Annotated in this window: 23 protein-coding genes; 17 read left to right on the top strand and 6 right to left on the bottom strand. The window is 45.3% G+C overall.

Translation table 11 applies throughout. The annotated features are described in order from the left end of the window. Positions 1-30: 30 nt before the first annotated feature. The gene (gene lpxB / locus QUF61_RS07885) at positions 31-1179 is read right to left on the bottom strand and encodes a lipid-A-disaccharide synthase (protein WP_289681258.1); all 1149 of its coding nucleotides are present in this window, start codon (positions 1177-1179) and stop codon (positions 31-33) included. A gap of 103 nt (positions 1180-1282) precedes the next feature. Between lpxB and QUF61_RS07880 the strand changes: the two genes are divergently transcribed. The 17 genes from QUF61_RS07880 (at position 1283) to QUF61_RS07800 (ending at position 19693) form a co-directional block, all read left to right on the top strand. Then, positions 1283-2410, top strand: a complete 1128-nt coding sequence (locus QUF61_RS07880; RefSeq protein WP_289681257.1) for a Re/Si-specific NAD(P)(+) transhydrogenase subunit alpha — start codon at positions 1283-1285, stop codon at positions 2408-2410. Continuing rightward, complete coding sequence (locus tag QUF61_RS07875) at positions 2410-2721, top strand: NAD(P) transhydrogenase subunit alpha part 2 (RefSeq protein ID WP_103921181.1); 312 nt, start codon at positions 2410-2412, stop codon at positions 2719-2721. Before QUF61_RS07880 ends, QUF61_RS07875 begins: the two co-directional genes overlap by 1 nt. Then, complete coding sequence (locus QUF61_RS07870; protein ID WP_103921180.1) at positions 2718-4100, top strand: NAD(P)(+) transhydrogenase (Re/Si-specific) subunit beta; 1383 nt, start codon at positions 2718-2720, stop codon at positions 4098-4100. The genes QUF61_RS07875 and QUF61_RS07870 overlap by 4 nt, the downstream gene beginning before the upstream one ends. A gap of 54 nt (positions 4101-4154) precedes the next feature. Beyond that, positions 4155-4631 (top strand): DUF4124 domain-containing protein, encoded by a 477-nt coding sequence (locus QUF61_RS07865; RefSeq protein WP_289681256.1) that lies wholly within the window; start codon positions 4155-4157, stop codon positions 4629-4631. Positions 4632-4642: 11 nt separating this feature from the next. Continuing rightward, complete coding sequence (locus QUF61_RS07860; protein WP_289681255.1) at positions 4643-5296, top strand: protein-L-isoaspartate O-methyltransferase family protein; 654 nt, start codon at positions 4643-4645, stop codon at positions 5294-5296. Between the two features lie 50 nt (positions 5297-5346). Then, a complete protein-coding gene (locus tag QUF61_RS07855) occupies positions 5347-6696 on the top strand; it encodes a TolC family outer membrane protein (protein WP_289681254.1) in 1350 nt (449 codons plus the stop codon). Positions 6697-6739: 43 nt separating this feature from the next. After that, complete coding sequence (locus QUF61_RS07850) at positions 6740-7099, top strand: hypothetical protein (RefSeq protein ID WP_103921176.1); 360 nt, start codon at positions 6740-6742, stop codon at positions 7097-7099. Positions 7100-7258: 159 nt separating this feature from the next. Continuing rightward, positions 7259-9616, top strand: a complete 2358-nt coding sequence (locus QUF61_RS07845; protein WP_289681253.1) for a CHAT domain-containing protein — start codon at positions 7259-7261, stop codon at positions 9614-9616. Positions 9617-9695: 79 nt separating this feature from the next. Further along, on the top strand, positions 9696-10733 hold the full coding sequence (locus tag QUF61_RS07840) for a type IV pilus twitching motility protein PilT (RefSeq protein ID WP_103921174.1): 1038 nt from the start codon (positions 9696-9698) through the stop codon (positions 10731-10733). A gap of 399 nt (positions 10734-11132) precedes the next feature. Further along, positions 11133-12293: a PilT/PilU family type 4a pilus ATPase gene (locus QUF61_RS07835; RefSeq protein ID WP_103921173.1), complete on the top strand. Its 1161-nt coding sequence runs from the start codon at positions 11133-11135 to the stop codon at positions 12291-12293. A gap of 18 nt (positions 12294-12311) precedes the next feature. After that, the gene (locus QUF61_RS07830; RefSeq protein ID WP_103921172.1) at positions 12312-13370 is read left to right on the top strand and encodes a PilT/PilU family type 4a pilus ATPase; all 1059 of its coding nucleotides are present in this window, start codon (positions 12312-12314) and stop codon (positions 13368-13370) included. Positions 13371-13553: 183 nt separating this feature from the next. Next, positions 13554-14528 (top strand): coiled-coil domain-containing protein, encoded by a 975-nt coding sequence (locus QUF61_RS07825; protein WP_289681252.1) that lies wholly within the window; start codon positions 13554-13556, stop codon positions 14526-14528. Positions 14529-14553: 25 nt separating this feature from the next. Then, complete coding sequence (locus tag QUF61_RS07820; RefSeq protein ID WP_289681251.1) at positions 14554-15426, top strand: hypothetical protein; 873 nt, start codon at positions 14554-14556, stop codon at positions 15424-15426. Between the two features lie 156 nt (positions 15427-15582). Continuing rightward, complete coding sequence (locus tag QUF61_RS07815) at positions 15583-16095, top strand: OmpA family protein (protein WP_289681250.1); 513 nt, start codon at positions 15583-15585, stop codon at positions 16093-16095. Beyond that, positions 16095-17579, top strand: coding sequence for an AsmA family protein (locus tag QUF61_RS07810; protein ID WP_289681249.1), 1485 nt, complete (start codon positions 16095-16097; stop codon positions 17577-17579). Before QUF61_RS07815 ends, QUF61_RS07810 begins: the two co-directional genes overlap by 1 nt. A gap of 13 nt (positions 17580-17592) precedes the next feature. Beyond that, positions 17593-18657: a thioredoxin family protein gene (locus tag QUF61_RS07805; RefSeq protein ID WP_289681248.1), complete on the top strand. Its 1065-nt coding sequence runs from the start codon at positions 17593-17595 to the stop codon at positions 18655-18657. Between the two features lies 1 nt (position 18658). Continuing rightward, the gene (locus tag QUF61_RS07800) at positions 18659-19693 is read left to right on the top strand and encodes a thioredoxin family protein (protein WP_289681247.1); all 1035 of its coding nucleotides are present in this window, start codon (positions 18659-18661) and stop codon (positions 19691-19693) included. Between the two features lie 133 nt (positions 19694-19826). Here the strand turns inward: QUF61_RS07800 and QUF61_RS07795 are convergent, their stop codons facing one another. From QUF61_RS07795 to QUF61_RS07775, 5 genes are all read right to left on the bottom strand, one after another. Next, positions 19827-20156 carry a type II toxin-antitoxin system RelE family toxin gene (locus QUF61_RS07795; RefSeq protein WP_103921163.1) on the bottom strand — a complete coding sequence of 110 codons (330 nt, stop codon included), beginning with the start codon at positions 20154-20156 and terminating at the stop codon, positions 19827-19829. A gap of 1 nt (position 20157) precedes the next feature. After that, positions 20158-20367, bottom strand: coding sequence for a hypothetical protein (locus QUF61_RS07790; protein WP_289681246.1), 210 nt, complete (start codon positions 20365-20367; stop codon positions 20158-20160). A gap of 191 nt (positions 20368-20558) precedes the next feature. Further along, positions 20559-20978 carry a type II toxin-antitoxin system VapC family toxin gene (locus tag QUF61_RS07785; RefSeq protein ID WP_289681245.1) on the bottom strand — a complete coding sequence of 140 codons (420 nt, stop codon included), beginning with the start codon at positions 20976-20978 and terminating at the stop codon, positions 20559-20561. Then, positions 20950-21216 carry a ribbon-helix-helix protein, CopG family gene (locus QUF61_RS07780; protein ID WP_289681244.1) on the bottom strand — a complete coding sequence of 89 codons (267 nt, stop codon included), beginning with the start codon at positions 21214-21216 and terminating at the stop codon, positions 20950-20952. Before QUF61_RS07780 ends, QUF61_RS07785 begins: the two co-directional genes overlap by 29 nt. A 192-nt stretch (positions 21217-21408) precedes the next feature. Next, positions 21409-21731 (bottom strand): hypothetical protein (locus tag QUF61_RS07775; RefSeq protein ID WP_289681243.1); only part of this gene is annotated, 323 nt, incomplete at its 5' end.

Here is a 21731-nt window from a genome sequence, read left to right as displayed (position 1 = left end):
AAGTAATACGCACGTATTCAGGAATAATGATTACTTGGAATACTGTGCAAGCAATTGTAATACGGCGGTGGCTGCGCGTTCATCAGCGGGTTGTTTTAGTTGCTGATGAATGGCATCAAAATGTGCAGTGAGTAGCGTTGCAGTTTCAGGCTGGGTAAAATAGGCCAGCAAAGCAGCACTCATATTTTCGGCTGTGGCTTCTTTTTGTAAAAACTCCGGTACAATTTTTTTTCCAGCCAATAAATTTGGCTGCCCAACCCAGGGCACCTTAACCAAACGGCTGGCAAGTAGCCAGGTCAGTGCTGACAGTTTATAAGCAATCACCATAGGACGCTTAATCAAAGCCGCTTCCAGCGTTGCAGTGCCAGATGCCAGCAATATGGCATCTGCTGCTGTCATTGCAGTTCGCGCTTGCCCATCGAGCAGTTCTAAGGGTAACTTTGTCAATAAGTCACCCGCCTGTTCCTGAAAAATCTGGCGCATCTTAGCATTTGCCAGCGGCACTAAAAAGCGCAAGTTTGGTTTTTGTTTAAGTAAAAGTAAGGCTGTTTCCAGGAAAGGACGGGTTAAACGGCTAACCTCACCCTGGCGACTACCTGGCAATAAAGCAATATATTGGCCTTGCAACGGCAGGCCCAAACTTTCCCGCGCAGGTTCCGGCGGATTGCGCAAGGGGATTTGTTGTGCCAGTGGATGCCCGGTAAAGGTCACAGGATGCCCTTGTTTTTCATAATAAGACGCTTCAAAAGGAAACAGGGTCAACATCCAGTCACAGGATGCAATAATTTTTTTCATCCGATATTCGCGCCAGGCCCAGACGGTGGGGCTGACATAATGCAGCGTTGGAATACCCGCCTGTTTTAGTACCCGTTCCAGGCGCAGATTAAAATCCGGGGCATCAACGCCGATAAAAATATCGGGGGGATTATCCAGAAAAGTCTGGCTTAAACGCTTAAAACAGCGGCGTAGCGCCGGGTAGCGTTTCAACACATCAACCAGGCCCATTACCGATAACAATTCCAGCGGACACACCACATTAAATTCCCCCGCTGCTGCCTGAATCTGTGGTCCACCAATACCAGAAAAAACAGCATCAGGAAAGTGTTGCTTGAGTTCACGCACCAAACCCGCACCGATCATATCCCCGGATAGCTCACCTGCCACAATTGCAATTTTCATTTCCAATAAAAACCCATCACATATTTTCTTTAACAGAAATCGTCTGAGCTATAGTATCATGTTGCAATTTTGATTCGGCTTAGAATTTTGGAGAATAAAGAACATGCCAGTAATTGTAGTACCAAAAGGGCAGGTTGCCGGAGAGCATCGAGTTGCCCTGGTGCCGGATGTTGCCCGACGACTGAAAGCTTTGGGGGCAGAAATCCGTATTGAAAAAGACATGGGCGGCAGCGCTTTTTTTCATGATGAAGACTATGGTGATGATGTTAGTCTTGCACAGGATAGCGCGGCCTTATATGACAAGGCGGATATCATATTAAGCGTGCAGGCCACGCTTGAAGATGTTGAAAAAATGCCCGATGGCTGTATTTTAATTGGTTTTATGGCAGCGCACAAACAACCGGAACTGGTCAAAAAACTCCAGCAGAAAAAAATTACTGCCTTGGCAATGGAACTGGTACCGCGTATTTCCCGTGCGCAGGCGATTGATGCCTTGTCATCACAGGCCTCTATTGCCGGTTATAAAGCGGTATTAATGGGCGCAGACATGGCCCCGGTCTTTTTCCCCATGCTGACCACGGCAGCGGGTACCATTCGTCCTGCCAGTGTTTTGGTTATCGGTGCAGGTGTAGCTGGATTGCAGGCCATCGCCACCGCACGTCGTTTGGGTGCTGTAGTTGAAGCCTATGATGTGCGCGCAGCCACCAAAGAACAATGCGAATCACTGGGTGCAAAATTCATTGATATGGACGTAAAAGCCGAAGGTGAAGGCGGTTACGCGCGTGAATTGACTGAAGCAGAAAAACAGCAGCAGCGTGATGTACTCGCCGATCATATCGCTAAAGCCCATGTGGTGATTACCACAGCGGCAATTCCAGGACGCGCTTCACCAAAAATCATTCTGCAAAATATGGTAGCGCGCATGCGTCCCGGTTCCGTCATCGTTGACTTAGCCGCAGAAGGCGGCGGCAACTGCGAACTCACCCAGCCGGGTGAAACCATTGAGCATGGCGGTGTAAAAATTCATGCACCACTGGATGTTGCCAGCCAGATGCCATTACATGCCAGTGAAATGTATTCCAAAAACCTATTTAACCTGCTGACGCTGATGATAGCTGAAGGTAATTTAAAACTGGATTGGGAAGATGAAGTCATCACCGGTAGCGCGCTGACCCATGATGGAGAAATCAAACACGCCGCTACACGCGAATTATTAGAAGGAGCCGCCTGATGGATGGATTTACCGGTTTTACCGCTGTATATATTTTTATGTTATCCGCTTTTACCGGTTATGTCGTCATTTCCAAAGTACCGGTGATTTTACACACCCCCCTGATGTCCGGCTCCAACTTCGTGCACGGTATCGTGCTGGTGGGCGCAATGGTGGCAATGGGACACGCCGAAGGCACCCTGGAACTTAGTGTTGGGTTTATCGGTATCGTGCTGGCTGCGGGTAACGCCGTGGGTGGTTATGTGGTCACGGAACGCATGTTGGAAATGTTTAAGAGCAGCCAAGGCGATAAAAGAGGTGGTAAAGCATGAGCTGGTTGATTGAAAGCAGTTATTTTCTTGCTGCGGTGCTGTTTATTTTAGGACTCCAGCGCATGAGTTCGCCGGTCACTGCCAGAAGCGGCATACTCTGGGCAGGCGTGGGCATGATACTGGCAACCATTGCCACCTTTGCCACCCCGGATTTGCATAACTATGGTCTGATGATGCTGGCAATACTCATTGGCAGCACGATTGCCTTTGTTTCTGCAAAAAAAGTCGCCATGGCGGACATGCCACAGATGATCGCCCTGTACAACGGCATGGGCGGCGGCGCGGCGGCGGCAATTGCCGCTGTGGAACTGATTAAACTCTCCGGTATGGAACATGCCGATTTTGGTCTGGTGGCTTTAACCCTGGCTGTATTAGGTGCTATCATCGGCACGGTATCCTTATCCGGTTCGATTATCGCCTTTGCCAAACTCCAGGGTTTAATTCGCAAATCCCTGTTGTTTTCCGGTCAGAACTACGTCAACCTGGGTATTTTTGTCAGTATCATCTTGCTGGGTTTAGTCACCATTTTGCAAGGCTCGGAAGTCAGTTTGTTTTTGTTACTGGTCTTTTTTGTACTGGCCTTTGCTTTTGGCATTATGATGACCCTGCCGATTGGTGGCGCGGATATGCCTGTCGTTATCTCCCTGTACAATGCCTTAACCGGTTTAGCAGTGGCATTTGAAGGTTTTGTATTGGGTAATGCCGCAATGATTATTGCCGGTACCGTGGTGGGTGCTGCCGGTACTTTGCTGACACAGTTAATGGCAAAAGCCATGAACCGTTCTTTAACCAATGTATTGTTCAGCAAGTTTGGCGGCAGTAGCGGCAGCAGTACAGAAGTTGAAGGCGATATGAAACCCATAGACGCGCCTGATGTTGCCGTTATGATGGCCTATGCCAGCAAAGTGATCATCATTCCCGGTTATGGCATGGCCGTAGCCCAGGCACAGCATAAAATCTGGGAACTCACCAAATTACTGCAAGAGCGCGGTGTTGATGTTAAATTTGCCATTCATCCGGTGGCTGGCAGAATGCCGGGGCATATGAATGTATTGCTGGCGGAAGCTGGCGTGCCTTATGACATCATTGCTGATCTGGATGAAATTAATGCTGAATTCCCACAAGCCGACGTGGCCCTGGTTATCGGTGCCAATGACGTGGTTAACCCGGTTGCCCGTACCGACCCGGACAGCCCGATTTATGGGATGCCGATTCTGGATGCCGATAAAGCGAAAAACGTGATTGTCGTTAAACGTGGACGTGGCGCGGGTTTCTCCGGCGTGGAAAACGGACTGTTTTTTGCCGATAATACCCGTATGCTGTTTGGCGATGGTCAGAAAATGGCCGCTGAACTGATTCAGAGTGTTAAGGAGTTTTAGCATACTGTAGAGACGTAGCAATACTACGTCTCTACTGAGCCAGGATACTTAGCAATGAAATTCTTTATTATCTATTTTTTATTATTACATGCAACACTGGTATCTGCTGATGAGCAGGTTTACCAGTGGGTTGATGCTGAAGGCAATATGCATTTCTCGCAGATACCACCGCCTGCGGATGTGGAGACGCAAAATATTGAGCTGGAAAGCGCATCAACTTTTGCTGCCGAAGAAGCTGAAGAAAAGAACAAAAAATCAGAAACTGAAACCATAGAAATCCCTGAACTCACTGATAACATGACCGTAGCGCAGGTTTATCAACGTAATTGCGCGCTTGCGCGTAAAAACCTGCAACAACTGGAATCAGGGGATAAGGTTGCGATACAAGGTGATGATAATAAGATACAATTGCTGAAACAAGCAGATCGTAGTGCTGAAATAGAACGCGCTCGTAAGCAGGCGGAACAATATTGTCAGCCGCCACCTCAACAAAAAACACCTGCAAAAAAAATGACTACACCTGATACTTAGGATAGAAAAGCATGGATATTGAACAAGCACGTTTTAACATGATTGAACAACAAATACGTCCCTGGGAAGTGCTGGAACCTACGGTGCTGGAGGCCATGAGCAGTATCCCCAGAGAGGTTTTTGTCCCGGAAAACTTTAAGCAACTGGCTTTTTCTGATACCCAGATTCCACTGGGGCATGACGAGGTGATGTTAGAACCGCGCATTATTGGACGTTTATTACAAGCATTAAATATTTCCCAGAATGATGATATTCTTGAGATTGGCACTGGCAGTGCCTGGTTAACCGCTTTACTTGCCAAGTTAGGCCATCATGTGTGGAGTATTGATAGGGAAATTAGTTTTACCCGACAGGCAGAAAGCAAGCTCAATCAATTGTGTATTGAAAATGTCACCCTGGAAACTGCGGATATTTTTGATAATTATCAATCACAAACACAATATGATGTGATTGTGGTAACAGGTTCCATACCCTTATCTACAAGCTTGTTCCAGGAATTATTAAAAATAAATGGACGTTTATTTGTGGTAACAGGCTCCACGCCGTTAATGGAAGCGCAATGTATTACCCGCACTAGCGCGGAAACCTGGATAACGGAAAATTTATTTGAAACCCATATTCCTATGCTAAAAGGCGCACCAGAACCTGAAGCATTTGTTTTTTAGACGAGAAAATTTGAAATTTGTTGGATTGCTAATTAACAGGATTAAATGCCATGAACAAACTGAGTCAAACCCTGAGTATTGCAATATTAATGGCACTGACACTCCCTGCCCAGGCGGTCAGCGTATTAACACTTTACCAGCAAGCCAAGCAAAGTGATCCCGTATACCAGATTGCCAATACTGAACGTGACGCTGCAAAAGCGCGTTTAGAGCAAACCCGCTCAGCGTTGCTGCCCAGCGCTGCTTTGGCTTCCAGCCTGGATAAGGGCTGGGATAAAAATGCAAAGGATACGGGGACGAATTCCGGTTACAAGCTTTCGCTGGATTATGATATTTACAACCGCAGTCGCGGTATTCAGATCGTGCAGTCCGACAACGCGGTTGAAAAATCATCGGCAAACTTTATCAGCGCAGAATTTGATCTGATTTTACGGGTCGCTGAACGCTATTTTGAGGTGTTAGGCGCGGTGGATAATCTGGTATTTTCCCGTGCATCCAAACAAGCGCTGCACAAGCAGTTGGAACAAAGCCAACAACGTTTTGAAGTGGGCTTGATTGCGATTACCGATGTGCAGGAATCAAAATCCGGTTATGATTTAGCCGTCGCTAATGAAATTGATGCTGAAAATTTATTAAACAATGCCTATGAAGCACTACGTGAAATCATCGGTGAATATCGCAAAGACCTGGATTTACTCAAAGATGACATCAGCCTGCCAAGCCCCGATCCAGAAGATATTGAGCAATGGGTTGATACTGCCTTAACCCAGAACCCACAAATTGCCGCTGTTCAATTTGATGTTGAAATTGCGCGTGATGCCATTAATTTGAGACGCTCCGGGCATTATCCCATCATCAGCGTTGGTGCCAGCAATAGTTATTCTGATCGTGAAAACCCCTTATCCAAACAACATGGCATGGATAACCGTATTGACTTGAGCCTGTTATTACCGTTGGATCTCAGCGGCAATGTTCGCGCCCAGACCCGTGAAGCACAATTGCAATACACCCAGTCTCTGGATCGTCTGGAACAACAACGTCGTTTGGTGCAGCGTAATACCCGTAGCGCCTATCTGAATGTCATGTCCGACATCAGTAAAGTGGCGGCCTTCAAACAAGCTTTAATTTCCAGTGAAACAGCATATCGGGCAACGCTCAGTGGCTTTGATGTCGGTACTCGCACCTCGGTGGATGTACTTAATTCCCGGCAACGTTTGTTAGAAGCCCAAAAAAATTATGCACTTTCCCGTTATACCTACATCCTGAATAGCTTGCGCTTAAAACAATCAGCCGGATTATTAAACGAAGCAGATTTAGAAGCGCTGCAAACCTGGTTTCAGACGGTAAACAGCAATCAATCCAGTGCCGCCATTGCGAATAAAAAAATGCAGGCATGGTAAAGAATAATGAGATAAATTTTCAACTACTGTGAGGATAATTATTATGCATTATTTAGTCACGATGAGTTTTATCTTAAGCCTGTTTATGAATACGACAGCTCAGGCGGTGGCTGATTTTTCAGGTAACTGGAGTACAACCTGGGGAAAGGGTTCCTTAATAAGCAATATGATCTTGCAGCAGAGTGATAGCAGCGTCAATGGCAGTTATACCTATCAGGGTGGCAATATTAGCGGTAAAGTTCAGGGTCATGTACTAATGGGAACCTGGTATCAGCAAGACAATGGGGCGCGCGGTACATTTAGTTTTACCTTATCTCCTGATGGTCAGAGTTTTAAAGGTCGCTGGCGTAATGGTGCATCCGGCCCCTGGTTAAAAGATGTCTGGAATGGTGTGAAGTATTAAGCTGAGTTTGGCGTAAGCTTTCCAGTGCTAAATCTGATGTTACACAGTCACTATTTTTTGCAGAAAATTAGCGTTTGGCTAGGCGCAAATAAAAACCAGCGTGAAGCAAAAGCGGTTTTTTCGCATTTCAAACTTTCAAAATCTGTGAAAAAGAAGCTTTTGCGTAACACCATTTACTGTTTTCTTTTCTGGCTGCTGCCTGTCTACAGCAGCGCACAGTCTGAAGCACACTGCCAAGCCTTATTACAGCCATTACCGGAACCGGCTCAGGTGGCGCAAACAGCAACTGCCTTGCAACGCTGGCAACAGGGCATAAGGGCTTATGAGCAGCAACGCTACGCACAGGCCATTGGGCTTTGGCGAAGCCTGTGTCAAAACCCACCAGCAGGTATTTCAACAATTCGTTTACATCGCCATCTTGCTGCGGCTTATCTCGAATCAGGGCGCTTATCTACGGCCTGGAAAACACTGCAAAAGGTCTTAACTCAGGTGGAAACTGCGCCTGCTGAAAGTCAGGCATTATTTTTCAGTCAATTGGCAGATGTATTACAACGTCTGCAACGACCGGCGCAAGCACACGCTTATTTACAACGTGCTGAGCTTGCGGCAAAAACCAGCGGAGATGCAAAAATCCGGGCGCAAGTGCGTAACCTGCGAGCAAACTGGCATTATGCGCATGAAAATTATCAACAGGCACTGCTCGATTATCTTAGCGCAAGCCAATACTTGCTGGCGCAGGGACTGCATGAACAACGGCCTGAACATGAGCCACTGTTTTTAGATATTCAGATAAATCAGTTGCGTACCCGCTGGCAATTGCAGGAACAACCTGATATCAAAGCCATCACCCAACTTTTCCAGCAGATTCGCAGCTTATCCAAAGTTCAACAAAGTGCAGCACTGCTCAGCTTAGGCCAGCTACTACTGAATATCAGTGCAGCACAAAAAACTGCTCTAAAATCTTTAAGGCCACTGACTCAGCAAATTTTACAGATGGCGTTGCAACAAACCCAAATGCTGGATAAAGGGAAAAACCAGGCTTTGCAACAATCCTGGGCCTTGGGATATCTGGCACAGCTTTATGAGCAAAATCACCAACTTAAACTCGCCCGGCATTTCAACCAGCAAGCCTTGTTTTTTTCTCAGGAACAACCACAATCACGTTATTTATGGGAATGGCAGCAAGGACGCCTGTTGCACGCGCAAGGCAGGATGGATGCAGCGGTAGCCGCTTACCGGAAAGCATTGGATAGCCTGCAACCCATACGTGCGGCACTGCTGACTCAGCGCAATGCACATGAGGTGTTTTATCAACGCATTCGCCCGGTTTATTACGGACTGGCAGATTTATTACTGCAACGCGCTGAGAAAATCACCGTACCTGCGCAAAAAAAACAATGGCTGCAACAGGCGCAAAATACCCTGGAGCGCATGAAAGCAGCAGAACTGGATAATTATTTCCAGGATGCCTGTTTAACCCAGCCTAAAGTCAGTCGCCTGGAAAAACTAGATGCGCATACCGCTGTGTTATATCCGATCATCTTGCCTGATCGTCTGGTTTTATTATTGAGTCTGCCCGATGGCTTGCATCAGTTTACGACACAAATTGATGCAGCCAGTATTAATCAGGCATTGCGCCAGTTACAACATCATTTGCAGAACATTCGCCATTATCGTTTTATCAGCCAATCCCGTAAACTCTATCAATGGTTGATCAGCCCGATATTAGAAGATTTGAAAGCGCAGCAAATCAATACTTTAATTACGGTACCTGATGGCGCTTTGCGTATGGTGCCAATGGCGGCATTACATGATGGCAAGCAGTTTTTAATTCAGCAGTTTGCACTGGCAACCACGCCAGGTCTAAAGCTGACCCAGCCACGGCCCTTATCTTATGCAATGGATAACGGCGGATTGAGTATTTTATTAGATGGTTTGTCAGAAGCGCGCGCAGGATTTGCGCCATTACCCAATGTCGAGCAGGAACTGGATACCATACGTCAGTTATTTCCCCGGCATACCATATTACTCAATCAGGATTTTTCCCTTGAGCAAGTCAGTAAGGCACTGCAACAACAGGCTTATCCGATTATTCACATTGCCTCACATGGACAATTTAACGCCGATCCCCAGGAAACTTTTATTCTGACTCATGATGATAAACTCACTATGAACCGCCTGGAACAATTATTGGGCTTAAACCGTTACCGGGAAGAAGCTGTGGAATTATTAACCCTCAGCGCATGTCAGACGGCGGTAGGCGATGAGCGCGCGGCGCTGGGGCTGGCGGGCGTTGCGATTAAAGCCGGGGCGCGTAGTGCCTTGGCGAGTTTATGGTTTGTTAATGATGAAGCCACTGGCGCTTTAGTCAGTGGTTTTTATCGCCATCTGGTAGAAAATCCACAGCAATCAAAAGCCCAGGCGCTGCAACAAGCGCAAATTGAACTGCTAAAACAACGCCGTTTCCGCCACCCCGCATTCTGGGCACCTTTTTTATTGATTGGCAACTGGTTATAGATTACTGCATACTGTTAGTTTTTTTGTCGGATATTTAGTGGTATTGTGTACCTTCTTTAAAGGGAGGAGGAGATAGAGGATGGATATTGGGGAGTTACTGGCTTTTGGCGTAAAAAACGGCGCATCTGACCTGCATTTATCCGCAGGCGTGCAACCGATGATTCGCGTCAGCGGGGAAATGAAAAAAATTAACCTGCCGCCGTTGGAGCATAGTCAGGTGCGTGACATGGTGTATGACATCATGAATGACAAACAGCGCAAGGAATATGAAAAATATCTGGAAACCGATTTCTCATTTGAAATTCCAGGACTTGCACGTTTTCGGGTTAATGCCTTAAACCAAAATCGAGGCGCGGGTGCGGTATTTCGTACCATTCCTTCAGAAATTCTGACCCTGGAACAGTTAAATTCGCCTAAGTTATTTTATGAATTGGCCATGCTTCCGCGTGGTATTATCCTGATTACAGGCGGTACGGGTTCGGGTAAATCCACGACATTGGCTGGCATGATGAATCAGCGCAACGAAGATGAAGCCGGACATATTCTCACTATTGAAGATCCTATCGAATTTGTGCATCAAACCAAAAAAAGTATGATGACGCAGCGCGAAGTTCACCGCGATACCTTGGGATTTAATGAGGCACTGCGTTCAGCCTTGCGTCAGGATCCGGATGTGATTCTGGTGGGGGAAATGCGTGACCTGGAAACCATTCGCCTGGCTTTGTCCGCAGCGGAAACCGGTCATGCCGTGTTTGGCACTTTACATACCAGTTCGGCGGCAAAAACCATTGACCGTGTTGTGGATGCTTTCCCGGCGGCGGAAAAAGACATGATTCGCGCCATGTTATCGGAATCCTTAAAAGCAGTGATTTCCCAAACGCTGTTAAAGAAAGTCGGCGGTGGTCGCGTGGCGGCGCATGAGATCATGATAGGCACACCCGCCATTCGTAACCTGATTCGTGAAAATAAAATTGCGCAGATGTATTCCGCAATTCAGACCGGGCAGAAATTCGGTATGCAAACCCTGGATCAGTGTCTTCAGGATCTGGTGAAAAACAAGGTCATTACCAAAGAGGCGGCACGCGAAAAAGCAGCCATTAAAGAAAACTTTATGTGATTCTACTTTGTTACAATATCTCGGGCATTCTATACAAGAATGGGTAATAACGACTTCCCAAAATATGACAAAGTAGAAGTAATTTTAGAACAACGATTAAGGTAACTCGCAAGAAATAACACCCCCATAGCGCGCAGGATTTTTATCCATTTTCAAGGCGTGAAAACCGGCGCATAGTGAACTATGTAACGGTTTTTACAACACGGAAAACGGGTAAAAAGAGCAGCGAAATGGGGGGTATTATTTGCTGCGAGTTACCTAATATAGTGCAGGGCAGCGTCTCATGACCATTGACTTAAGCCAGTAAATGCAAGTCTTTGGCCCCCCTCCTTGTAAGAGGGGATAGAGGGGTGGTGAACATACACTTTCCTTTATCATTAAAATTTAAGGATATTTAAGGTGGAACGGGACCAAGCGACCAAACTGATTCGCGATTTATTGATGTTAATGATTAAAAAAGACGGTTCGGATTTGTTTATTACTGCCGGATTTCCGCCTGCAATGAAAGTCAAAGGCAAAATGGTGCCGGTGATGAAGCAGGCCTTGTCTTCGGAAGACTCAAAGGGTTTAACCCAGTGCATCATGAATGACAAGCAGCTTAAAGAATTTGAAGAAACCAAAGAGTGTAATTTTGCGGTAGCACCACCAGGAATTGGGCGTTTTCGTTGTAATGCCTTTGTCCAGCAAGGTTGTCAGGGACTGATTGCCCGCGCCATCAACAGTGAAGTGCCAAACCTGGATAAATTGAATCTCCCCGGCATATTAAAAGATATCATGCTGTATAAAAATGGTCTGGTGATCATGGTGGGTGGTACAGGTTCCGGTAAATCCACCAGTATGGCAGCCATGGTTGATCACCGTAATGCCAATAGTTACGGACATATCATTACCCTGGAAGATCCGATTGAATATGTGCATCCGCATAAAAACTGCGTGATTATGCAACGCGAAATCGGCGTGGATAGTTTCAGTTGGGAGGAGGCGATGCACAATACGCTACGGCAGGCCCCTGACGTGATTCTGCTGGGGGAAATTCGTAGTCAGGAAACCATGGAGTTTGCTTTGGAACTGGCGCAGACCGGACACTTGGCAATGGCAACCTTACATGCAAACAATGCCAACCAGGCATTGGATCGCGTGGTCAGCTTTTTTCCGGTGGAAAAGCAGAAAAAACTGTTTGCTGATTTATCACTGAATTTACGCTCAATTATTTCCCAGAGACTGATTAAAACCCGTGATGGTGGGCGCGCCGCAGCGATTGAGATTCTGCTGAATTCACCTTTGATTCAAGAGTTAATTATTAACCAGGATGTCGGTGGCATTAAACCGATCATGGCAAAATCACGTGAAATAGGTATGCAGACTTTTGACCAGGCGTTGTTTGATCTGTATGAAGAAGGTCGCATTGATTTGGATACAGCCTTGGCCAATGCCGATTCTGCCAATGAATTACGCCTGAAAATCAAACTGGAAAGTAAAGAATCCAAAGGCCGTGATCCGCTGGCTGATCTGGAACATTTACAATTTGAAGAAGAAGAAGATGACAATGCTATTCGCTAACCGAGAATCAATAACAATATGGATCTGACCCCTTATCTTAAATTCATGATTGATAAAGATTGCTCTGATCTTTTCATCACTGTTGGTGTGCCCGTCAAAGTAAAAATGGAAGGTAAGCTTAAATCAATTGGCAAAACAGTACTAACGCCTGAACTGGCAAAAGCGGCAGCTTATGGCATCATGACTGAAGAGCAAATTGAAGTCTTTGAAGAAACCCGGGATCTGGATTTTGCCATTGCCATGGATGATGACAGTGGTCGTTTTCGGGTTAATGCTTTTTTCCAGAAAGGCAATGTTGCAATGGTATTACGTTTGATTCCTGCCCAGATTCCGACAGCAAAAGATTTGAACTTACCCCCGATCCTCACTGAATTGATCATGCATAAACGCGGTATGGTGTTGATGGTGGGGGGGACAGGTTCTGGCAAATCAACCACATTGGCAGCGATGATCGATTATCGTAATCGCAATACCGCAGATCATATCCTGACAATTGAAGATCCCGTTGAGTTTTATCATCCGCATCACCGTTGCATTGTCAACCAGCGTGAAGTCGGAGAAGACAGTCGCTCTTATGCAAAAGCACTGAAATCTTCCTTGCGCGAAGCCCCGGATGTGATTTTAATTGGTGAGATTCGGGATAGAGAAACCATGGAAGCGGGTCTGGAGTTATCCAATACCGGGCATTTGGCTGTTTCTACCATGCATGCCAATAATGCTAACCAGGCAATGGAGCGCGTGATTAACATGTTTCCAATTGCCATGCACAAACAGCTTTTTATGGACTTATCGTTGAACGTCAGGGCTGTAATGTCACAGCGATTGATACCGGATGTGCGTGGTAAACGTTGTGCAGCCATTGAGGTGATGATTAATACCCCGCATATTGCCAACTTGATTATGAAAGGGGAATTAGAGGAAGTTAAAGATGCCATGGAAAGTAGCGGGGCCAAGGGCATGAAAACCTTTGATACGGCATTACACGACTTATACAAAGAAGGCAAAATCACCCTGGAAGAAGCGCTGAATAATGCGGATTCACGCACCAATCTTGAAGCCAAGATTAACTTTGGATAATTAACAGGTAATTAGATGTAAGCTTCATTCAGCGCTAAAGACGCTGAAAACCGCTTCCACCTAATGCTAGGCTCTTGATAATTGGATGATTAACAGGTAATTAGATGTAAGCTCTTGATAATCCGTACTGGGTTTTAGGCATTTTCAGGTAAAAATATTTATATCACACTCAGGTTATTTCACATGAAACAATCTTCTGTCGTTTCAGAAAATTTAGCACATAAGGATTTTAGGGAAATGGATATCCCAGAAACTATACAAAAAATTGGCTCGGATGCCATGTATTCTATCTGGCAGCTTGCCAATCACACATTACAGCAGGAATTAACTAAATTACAAAAAACCTATGATAAGGCAGAGCAGCAATACCAGCATGAATATCAGAAATTGCAAGCTGAATGTGATCAACAGAATAAAATTATCACTGCCTTAAAACATGAATTGACGGCTGAACAGCAGGAAAACCGTGCAATGCAGGTGGATCTGGAACAAAAAACGGGGGAAATTACCAGTAACCAGGCACATATCGGGCGTCTGGAAGAAAAGGCAATAGTGCAGGAACATGAAAATCGAAATATGCTGGAAGAAAGCGCCCGTGCGCGCGAAGCTGCCGAGTTTTTAAAAAAACAGTTAGATGAATGTAATCGTCAAAGCAGTTTAAGTCAGCATTCTCTGGATAAGTGCCAGGAAGAAATGGCCTCCATTGCACGGCTCAAGGATCGTTTGCAAGACCAGGCACATAACCTGGGACAGGAAACGGAAGAATTACGTGAACGCCTGAAAATAGAATTTAGCAAAACAAAAGTAGCAGAAGCGGTACTGGAAGAAAATCGTAATAATACCAGAAAGATTGAAAAAGCGTTGCAAGACAATAAGGCAGAATGCCAGTTTCAAAAAGAATCATTGCATTCTGAGCAAAAGTCCCGCGCTGAATTTGAGAAAAAAAGTATTATGCTCAGCACCCAATTAGATGCCCAGAGTACGGTACACCGTGATATGGTGACCAAATTAGAACAGGAGCTTGCTTTACACAAATCTGAAACAATGACCTTGCGCAGCCGCATGATTAAAACTGAAGGAGCGCTGGAGCGTGAGAAAAAAGCGGTGGAACGTTTGGAAGCAAAATTATCAGGTGCTAAATCCAGCACCCACCATTGAGGAACCAGAAACAAGGTTAAAACGCATGAAAATGACCCAGTATTTGCGCATCATTTTATTGACACTTTTTATTTTAGCGGCCCTAAGTGGGTGTATAGACTATTACCAGAAAGTCAATGAAGAAGCCGTGATGCAACCCACCCAGCCTTTACTGGCAGAAATTTTCACACCCATTGCAAGCAAGCCACCGCAAATCACCCCCGATACTGTTGAGTCAGTGCAGGATAAAACAGCCGATATTCCACTTGCTCCTATTGCAATACCGCAAACGACTGAAGAGACAACACAGACTGTGCCTGCTGTGGAAATTCAGATACCAGAGCCGGTAATCGGCACGTCTGAATCCTCACCACAGCCAACAACACCGGGCGTGGTATTAATGCCAGAATTACCGCAGCCAATGCCTGCGGCTAAAGCGCCTGAAGTCGTGGTAAAACCTTACCCCATGCCGACAACAACCGAGGCTGGGCAAACTACTAAACCTACGGTGAGTTTGATGCCACAATTGCCACCGCCAGTACCAGCAACAGCACCAACCGCAAAACCCAGCGTTAGTCTGATGCCACCAGTGCCAGCAGCCACAGCACCCAGCGTCACTGTTACCAAGCCCACTGCAAACAAAACAGAGGGTCATTTAGCACCGGTGATTATGCCACCAGGGGTACCGCCATTACCTTCTTCTGTTGCCGTAACACCCAATGAAACAACTGTTAGCGCCCCGTCACCGACAGCTAATGTTCACCCTGGCGCATTTAAACCTGGTGGAAAACAAACAGGAACAGAATCTGCATCAACAACAGCCGCTGACTCCGCGACACCACAAACCCCAGCGGAAATGCAGGAGTTGCACGACATTATGCTGCGCCTAATGTCGGATGGTTACAACGGCTACGAGTAATCTGAGTTCAATTTAGGCTTCTTTCAGCACTGATCGCGCTGAAAACCGCCAAAATATCATGCTAATTTTTGATAGTATGTGCTGGATTTCGACTATTTTAATCTGGGAAAGCTTACATCAAATTCAGATTAAATTAAGACAAGAGAGATAAAACACATGAAAAATTATATTTATATCTTATTTAGTTTAAGCAGCGCTTATCTATTATCCGGTTGCGGCACCGCCATGCCGGTTTCTGACCTGAATGCACAACCCATGCAGCCGCTGCTCAGCGCGACAAACTGCCAGTGCGATCCCGCACCCATGCAAATGGCTTCCATGAGTACGGAAACCTTTAATCTGGAAGCGATTTATTTTGATACGGATAAAGCAAACCTGCGCAGTAGCGCAAACAATAAATTGGATAAAATCGCTGCGGCAATTAAAAATAACCAGCCTTACCGGGTAGCGGTGGAAGGCAATGCCGATATTCGTGGCTCCACCCAATATAACCAGGGGCTTTCCGAGCGTCGTGCGAGCAGTGTGCGCAGGGCTTTGATTCAGCGTGGCGTTGCTGCTGATTTGCTGAAAAGCAAAGGTTACAGTGACACCAAACCCGTTGCCAGCAATGCCAGTGAACGGGGGATGCAACTCAATCGCCGCGTGGACGTGACGCTGTATATGAAGTAATGCGCAAGCTCACAAAAGCACTGCTTGCCCTGTTAGCGTCCGGTTTTTTTCTCTTGCTTGCGGCAATTCTATTATTGCCGCAATTTATAAATTCCAACGATTACAAGGGACGCATTATTGGTCAGTTTAAACAACTGACAGGGCGGGATTTAATCATCAGCGGCGATATACAGTTGTCACTATTTCCGCGTTTAGCCTTACAACTGGGAAAAACTCAACTCAGTAACAAACCAGGATTTCAAGCCAGATATTTTGCTTTAATTGAGCAATTACAACTACAACTCAAATTAAGCGCCTTGCTGCACAAGCAGATTGAAATCGAACATATCAAACTCAGTGGCTTACAGCTTTTTCTGGAAACCAAAGCCAATGGGGAAAATAATTGGCAGGATTTGCTTGTTGCAACTAAAACGACTGACAATACTGCACCCTCCAAACCTCAGCAAACCGACACCACCCCTATGGCTTGGCGTATCAATACACTACAACTTGCAAACGCACATGTGCATCTGCATGATGCCCAGCATAAAATCCGCAGCCAGTTTCTTATCAACAAACTGACAACCGGTGCTATTCAAGCGCGCCAGCTTATTCCCATACACTTAGACAGCCAGTTCAATTATCAGCATACGACAACAACATTCCAACTGCATACACAACTATGGTTTGATGAGGCTGAACAAAAACTGCTATTGGCTCACAACCGATTAAAATTACAGCTCAATACACCTGAATTCTCTACACTATTAAGCGCATTTCCCACGCTAAGTGCTTTTGCCACAGGGCAACAGAAACTGGATATGAGCTTAGCTCAACTCATGTTACAACAGCGCAGGACAACAACAGCGTTTATCTTAGACATGGAAAAGCTGTCTGTGGATTTGGCTGAACATCAATTACGCCTGCCCCGGCTTAAATTTGACAGTGTGCAACAAAAACTGCACATTGAAGCACTTGAACTTCAGACAGCGGATTTAAAACTTCAATTAACACAGCCATTACAAGTCACTCAACTATTTGACCAGGCAGCATTTCAAGGTGGCATCGCAATACAAATACCGCATCTTGCCCAGTTTTTAACAAAATTTGGTTTATCCATGCCAGCCCTGCCACCTGGCAAATTGACCGCTTTTAATCTGCATAGTCTTTTGCAAGGTTCAAGGGAAAAAATACAATTGCAATCCATTGATTTAACGCTGGATGAGCAACATTTACAGGGACAACTGGCACTCAGTCATCAGGAAAAACCCCGCATTCGTTTTGACCTGGCAATGGCACAACTGAATATGGATGCTTATTTGCCACAGCCAGCACCTGATAAAAAAACCAAATCCACAAACACCTGGCAATTACCCATTAATGAACTCAAAGCCCTGGATATTCAGGGCACATTAAAAGTTGGCAAGCTGCAAAGTTCGGGCTTGACTATGCAACAGGTTTTGTTCAATGTGCATAGTGAAAATAACTATTACAAAAAAAATTGATTTGGATGGAGCCATGCACACAAAAACTCATATTATATTTCTTTGTTTAAGTGTGATGCTGCTGCTAAGTTTTGCTGTAAAAGCTGAAACCAGCAATAAGCACCTGCTTTTCCCTGGTGAGCACAACCCTTTTGTTTTTGATGATCACCCCATGTCGCGGGACTTAAAATACCCTGAGTGGTTTAAATCCAGTTTTTTAAATTTTCCGGAAGATTTGCAAGACGTGCGCCGTGATAAAAAACTCGGTTTAATTGTCTATTTTGGGCAGGATAACTGTGCTTATTGTGTGCAATTATTAGACATTAATTTCAAAAAACGCACTGATATTATCAGTTACACACAACGTTTTTTTGATGTGGTCGCGGTAGATATCTGGGGCAATCTACCCGTGGTCATGCCTGATGGTCGGCATAGCAATGAAAAACAATTCGCCAATATCGCCAGAACCCAATTCACGCCCTCTTTGATTTTTTATAACCCCTGGGGTAAAGAGATTTTTCGGATGCGTGGTTATTACCCGCCGTATCGTTTCCGCGCCGCACTGGATTATGTTGTCGGTGGCTATTATCAAAAAGAAAACTTCCGTGAATATCTGGAGCGCGCCGATCCGCCGCTGGTGTTTGATGAAGACGAGCTTAATCCCAGTTCAATTTTCACCGCCCCCCCTTATCTGCTGGAGCGGCGCACACCTGCCACGCGCCCCTTGGTCGTTTTTTTCGAGCAGAGCAAGTGTCACGCCTGTGATGTATTACATTCCGGGCCGCTTAATGATAAAGACCTATTAAAAAGTTTCGCTAACATGGAAGTGGTACAACTGGGCATCTGGGCTGATACGCCAGTGATAACGCCTGCGGGGAAAAAAACCACGGCACGCAAATGGGCCGATGATCTGGAACTGTTTTACACCCCAACGATTTTATTTTTTGACGAACAGGGTGAAGAAATTATTCGTATCGACTCAACCGTGCGCTTATACCGCCTAAGCAAAGTGGTGTTATACGTGTTGACTAAGGCCTATCAAGCCTATCCCAATTTTCAGCGTTGGCATACCCGCCTGCGGCAACAGCAAGGAGAATAACATGCAGCACTACATCCGTTTTTATCTGTTACTTTCCCTGCTGCTGTGCAGCCCGCTGGCACTGGCGGAAAAAGCCCCCTTGCAAGGTGGCGTGCATTTTGAACTGCCGGACTGGTTTAAAAGTTCTTTTCTGGAATTGCCGGAAGACGTGGTTGAAAGTCAGGCATCAGGCAAAATGCTGATGTTAATGTTTCATCAGGACAGTTGCCCCTATTGCGCAAAACTCATCCAGGATAATCTCGGGCAAGACAATATTCGCACCTATTTGCAACAACATTTTGAAGTGATTGGCATTAATCTATGGGGGGATCGTGAGCTGACCGACCTGGACGGGACAGTTTTAACCGAAAAGACTTTTTCCCAAAAACACCGGGTCTGGGCCACACCCACCTTGTTTTTCCTGGATAAACAGGGGCAATTGGTATTTCGCATTAATGGTTATTATCCACCGGAAAAATTTCTCAGTGCCTTATCCTATGTTGCTGATAAACAATACACAAAACAAAGTTTTTTAAACTATTTCCGGCACCAAAAATCTACAATGCAAGCTGAGGCAACAATACCCGAAGCATCCGTGTCAAAGGATTTTTTTGCCTCGCCTCCCTATCACCTCGCTCAGGATGGTGGTGATAAACCACTTGCGGTATTGTTTGAAACCCCGGATTGCCTGGAATGTCAAAATCTGTATCCACAGGTCTTTAACCAAGCCGCAACCCGCAAACAATTAGCCGCCTATTATGTCGTGCGCCTTGATCCGCACAGCGATACACCACTGATAACCCCCGATGGCAAACGCAGCAGCGCCCGCCAGTGGGCGCAAAGCTTACAGATTAACTATCTGCCCAGCCTGGTTTTGTTTGATCAGCAACAAGAAGTGTTACGTATCGCCGCGATGTTCAAGGCATTTCATGTGCAATCCTTATTAGACTATGTCAGCTCTGGGGCTTATCAGCGAGAAACAAATATTCAGCGTTATCTGCATAATCGTGCTGACGGACTGCGGGAAAAGGGCATTACTGTTAATCTGTGGGATTAAGGATCTTCATTCAGCAATGCTGGAATTTCAAGGCTTACAAATTATGACACCTGAGGGGGGTTGCGTTATCAGATAAGCTGGATACTCACTTTTCCCGCTAATTTCAGTCTCTTAATACCTGGCTACGCCAAACTCAGGCTTGTGCTTCGAGAATCGACCGAATCTGTTCTGGCGTAATGTCACCCTGCTCACTTTTTGAGTAGAGTGTAACCAGAATGACCTGTTCAGCAGTTTGCGCATAATAAATGACCCGATAGCCACCGCTTTTACCTCGTCTGGCATCACGATTTGGCAAACGGACTTTATACACAGTGTAGTGGACATGCTGTACTTGATCGCCAGGTGTTTCACCTGCTTGCAAACTTTCCAGTAATGGCTCTAAATCAGCACGAATGTTGCGATATTTTTTCGCTAGATGCCGTAGAGTACGCTTAAACTCAGCAGTGTAAAAAATTTCTACCATATCAGTCTATATCCTCCCATAAATCCGCCAGGGGGTAAGTTTCACCCTGTTTAGTTTCCTGCCAACCCTGCTTAAAGCTATCCTCAGCAGACATCAGTTGTAGGCTTTGGCGGTAGGATTTAACGATAGACAAGAGCAACGGTAAAAACTCCGCTGGAACTTGATGGATTTCGTTTTCTAATTCAGTTAGATAAGGGGATATGTTTGCCATGATGTTCTCCTTGTTAAAAACTTTAGTTAAAGCCAATTTTCATGCAACCTTTCCCAAATTTTATGCTCTCAATTGGTTATTGATTATTGTGCATTGTTCACTATTTTGCAGCGTTCCACTTCTTCCAGGAAAAACTGCTTGCGCTCGGTGCAGGTTAAACGCCAGCCAGGGATGTTTGCGTCACTGAAAATTCACACCCACAAACGCTCAAATTGACGACCTTTAGGTAAGCGATAGACCGAAAAATCACGTTGATCAACAGTTAGAATTTTTGTGATGTCGTATTTTCCTGCCAATGCCACCAACGCCGCATCGGTAAAATCAGGTTCAAGATTGCTGTATTTTTCCAAAATTGCGCGTATGGCAGGTAAATCATCTACTGTTACCTCATACAAAGTCATTGCGCCACGCTCTATCCAGCGTAACAAATCACTTTTACCGCGTGTATCCAGAAAAAAACAGGCTTCCACCACCACAGGTAAAATCGAATAGAGTTTGATATGAGCCAAGCTCTGCAAATATTCGGTTGCGGAATCATGAAAAGGATCATCTTGCGCAAACAAGGCGACAAGAAACCCCGTATCAACCCAAGTTGCGTTGGTGTTTTTCATGCAACTTTTTCCAAATCTTGCGTTTTAGCGGATCACTGGGCGCTGAAGCTAAATGACCTGCCCCAAACAAATCTTTGCCCAATTCATAAGGTGTTGCCACTGCTTGTTCCCGAAGCATTTTTTGACATAACTCACGCACAGCTTGGCGCATCAGTTCACTTTGTTGCCGCCCCGTGCGTTGGGCAAGCGTTTCTAATAAAGCTTGTTCTTCAGGCGGTAGTTGAATAGAAAGCGTCATCGTCGTTGTCCTATTGAATTGTTTTTTGAACATTACTTATTATCCATTGATTTGCAGCGTTCAACTTCTTCCAGAAAAAAATGCTCACACTCGATGCAGGTTAAATTCTATCCGGGAATGTTTGTGTCGCCTGGGTGCTCTGAATCACGGGGATGGGAGCATTTTTTTTGTAAGCAATCATTTATTTAAAAATTATTTGCGCCTCTCAACCCAATCTAAGATTAAAAGCACAATCATGATGATGCCTACAATTGAACTAATTATGGCATTTGGACCTTGAGATAAAAATTTAAAGAAAAGTTTATCGTTTAATCTAGTAGTGAGTTCCAGAGAGGGAAAAATATTTATTACAGTAAAAATACTAAGAACAACCCAAAATGATTTCATATATCTAGTTGCTGGATTATTATATAAAATAATGCTAAAAATTAAGATTCCAAACAATGCTGATGCTTTCATGACCTGCCAATCTGAAGGCAAATACCATATAATAAGAGATAAAAATGCTGCTGCAC

It is taken from the genome of Candidatus Venteria ishoeyi (assembly GCF_030378065.1).
Lineage (GTDB): Bacteria > Pseudomonadota > Gammaproteobacteria > Beggiatoales > Beggiatoaceae > Venteria > Venteria ishoeyi.
The sequence above is the reverse complement of the archived record's forward strand: the minus strand, read 5'-3'. Positions and strand labels throughout refer to the sequence as shown.

Excerpts from the sequence above, each read along its gene's own strand:
- QUF61_RS07810 (WP_289681249.1), top strand. The coding sequence starts at position 16,095 with ATGCGCAAGCTCACAAAAGCACTGCTTGCCCTGTTAGCGTCCGGTTTT.
- QUF61_RS07830 (WP_103921172.1), top strand. The coding sequence starts at position 12,312 with ATGGATCTGACCCCTTATCTTAAATTCATGATTGATAAAGATTGCTCT.
- QUF61_RS07840 (WP_103921174.1), top strand. The coding sequence starts at position 9,696 with ATGGATATTGGGGAGTTACTGGCTTTTGGCGTAAAAAACGGCGCATCT.
- QUF61_RS07855 (WP_289681254.1), top strand. The coding sequence starts at position 5,347 with ATGAACAAACTGAGTCAAACCCTGAGTATTGCAATATTAATGGCACTG.
- QUF61_RS07790 (WP_289681246.1), bottom strand. The coding sequence starts at position 20,367 with ATGGCAAACATATCCCCTTATCTAACTGAATTAGAAAACGAAATCCAT.
- QUF61_RS07875 (WP_103921181.1), top strand. The coding sequence starts at position 2,410 with ATGGATGGATTTACCGGTTTTACCGCTGTATATATTTTTATGTTATCC.
- QUF61_RS07800 (WP_289681247.1), top strand. The coding sequence starts at position 18,659 with ATGCAGCACTACATCCGTTTTTATCTGTTACTTTCCCTGCTGCTGTGC.
- QUF61_RS07850 (WP_103921176.1), top strand. The coding sequence starts at position 6,740 with ATGCATTATTTAGTCACGATGAGTTTTATCTTAAGCCTGTTTATGAAT.
- QUF61_RS07825 (WP_289681252.1), top strand. The coding sequence starts at position 13,554 with ATGAAACAATCTTCTGTCGTTTCAGAAAATTTAGCACATAAGGATTTT.
- QUF61_RS07820 (WP_289681251.1), top strand. The coding sequence starts at position 14,554 with ATGAAAATGACCCAGTATTTGCGCATCATTTTATTGACACTTTTTATT.
- QUF61_RS07815 (WP_289681250.1), top strand. The coding sequence starts at position 15,583 with ATGAAAAATTATATTTATATCTTATTTAGTTTAAGCAGCGCTTATCTA.
- QUF61_RS07865 (WP_289681256.1), top strand. The coding sequence starts at position 4,155 with ATGAAATTCTTTATTATCTATTTTTTATTATTACATGCAACACTGGTA.
- QUF61_RS07870 (WP_103921180.1), top strand. The coding sequence starts at position 2,718 with ATGAGCTGGTTGATTGAAAGCAGTTATTTTCTTGCTGCGGTGCTGTTT.
- QUF61_RS07785 (WP_289681245.1), bottom strand. The coding sequence starts at position 20,978 with ATGAAAAACACCAACGCAACTTGGGTTGATACGGGGTTTCTTGTCGCC.
- QUF61_RS07860 (WP_289681255.1), top strand. The coding sequence starts at position 4,643 with ATGGATATTGAACAAGCACGTTTTAACATGATTGAACAACAAATACGT.
- QUF61_RS07780 (WP_289681244.1), bottom strand. The coding sequence starts at position 21,216 with ATGACGCTTTCTATTCAACTACCGCCTGAAGAACAAGCTTTATTAGAA.
- lpxB (WP_289681258.1), bottom strand. The coding sequence starts at position 1,179 with ATGAAAATTGCAATTGTGGCAGGTGAGCTATCCGGGGATATGATCGGT.
- QUF61_RS07795 (WP_103921163.1), bottom strand. The coding sequence starts at position 20,156 with ATGGTAGAAATTTTTTACACTGCTGAGTTTAAGCGTACTCTACGGCAT.
- QUF61_RS07880 (WP_289681257.1), top strand. The coding sequence starts at position 1,283 with ATGCCAGTAATTGTAGTACCAAAAGGGCAGGTTGCCGGAGAGCATCGA.
- QUF61_RS07805 (WP_289681248.1), top strand. The coding sequence starts at position 17,593 with ATGCACACAAAAACTCATATTATATTTCTTTGTTTAAGTGTGATGCTG.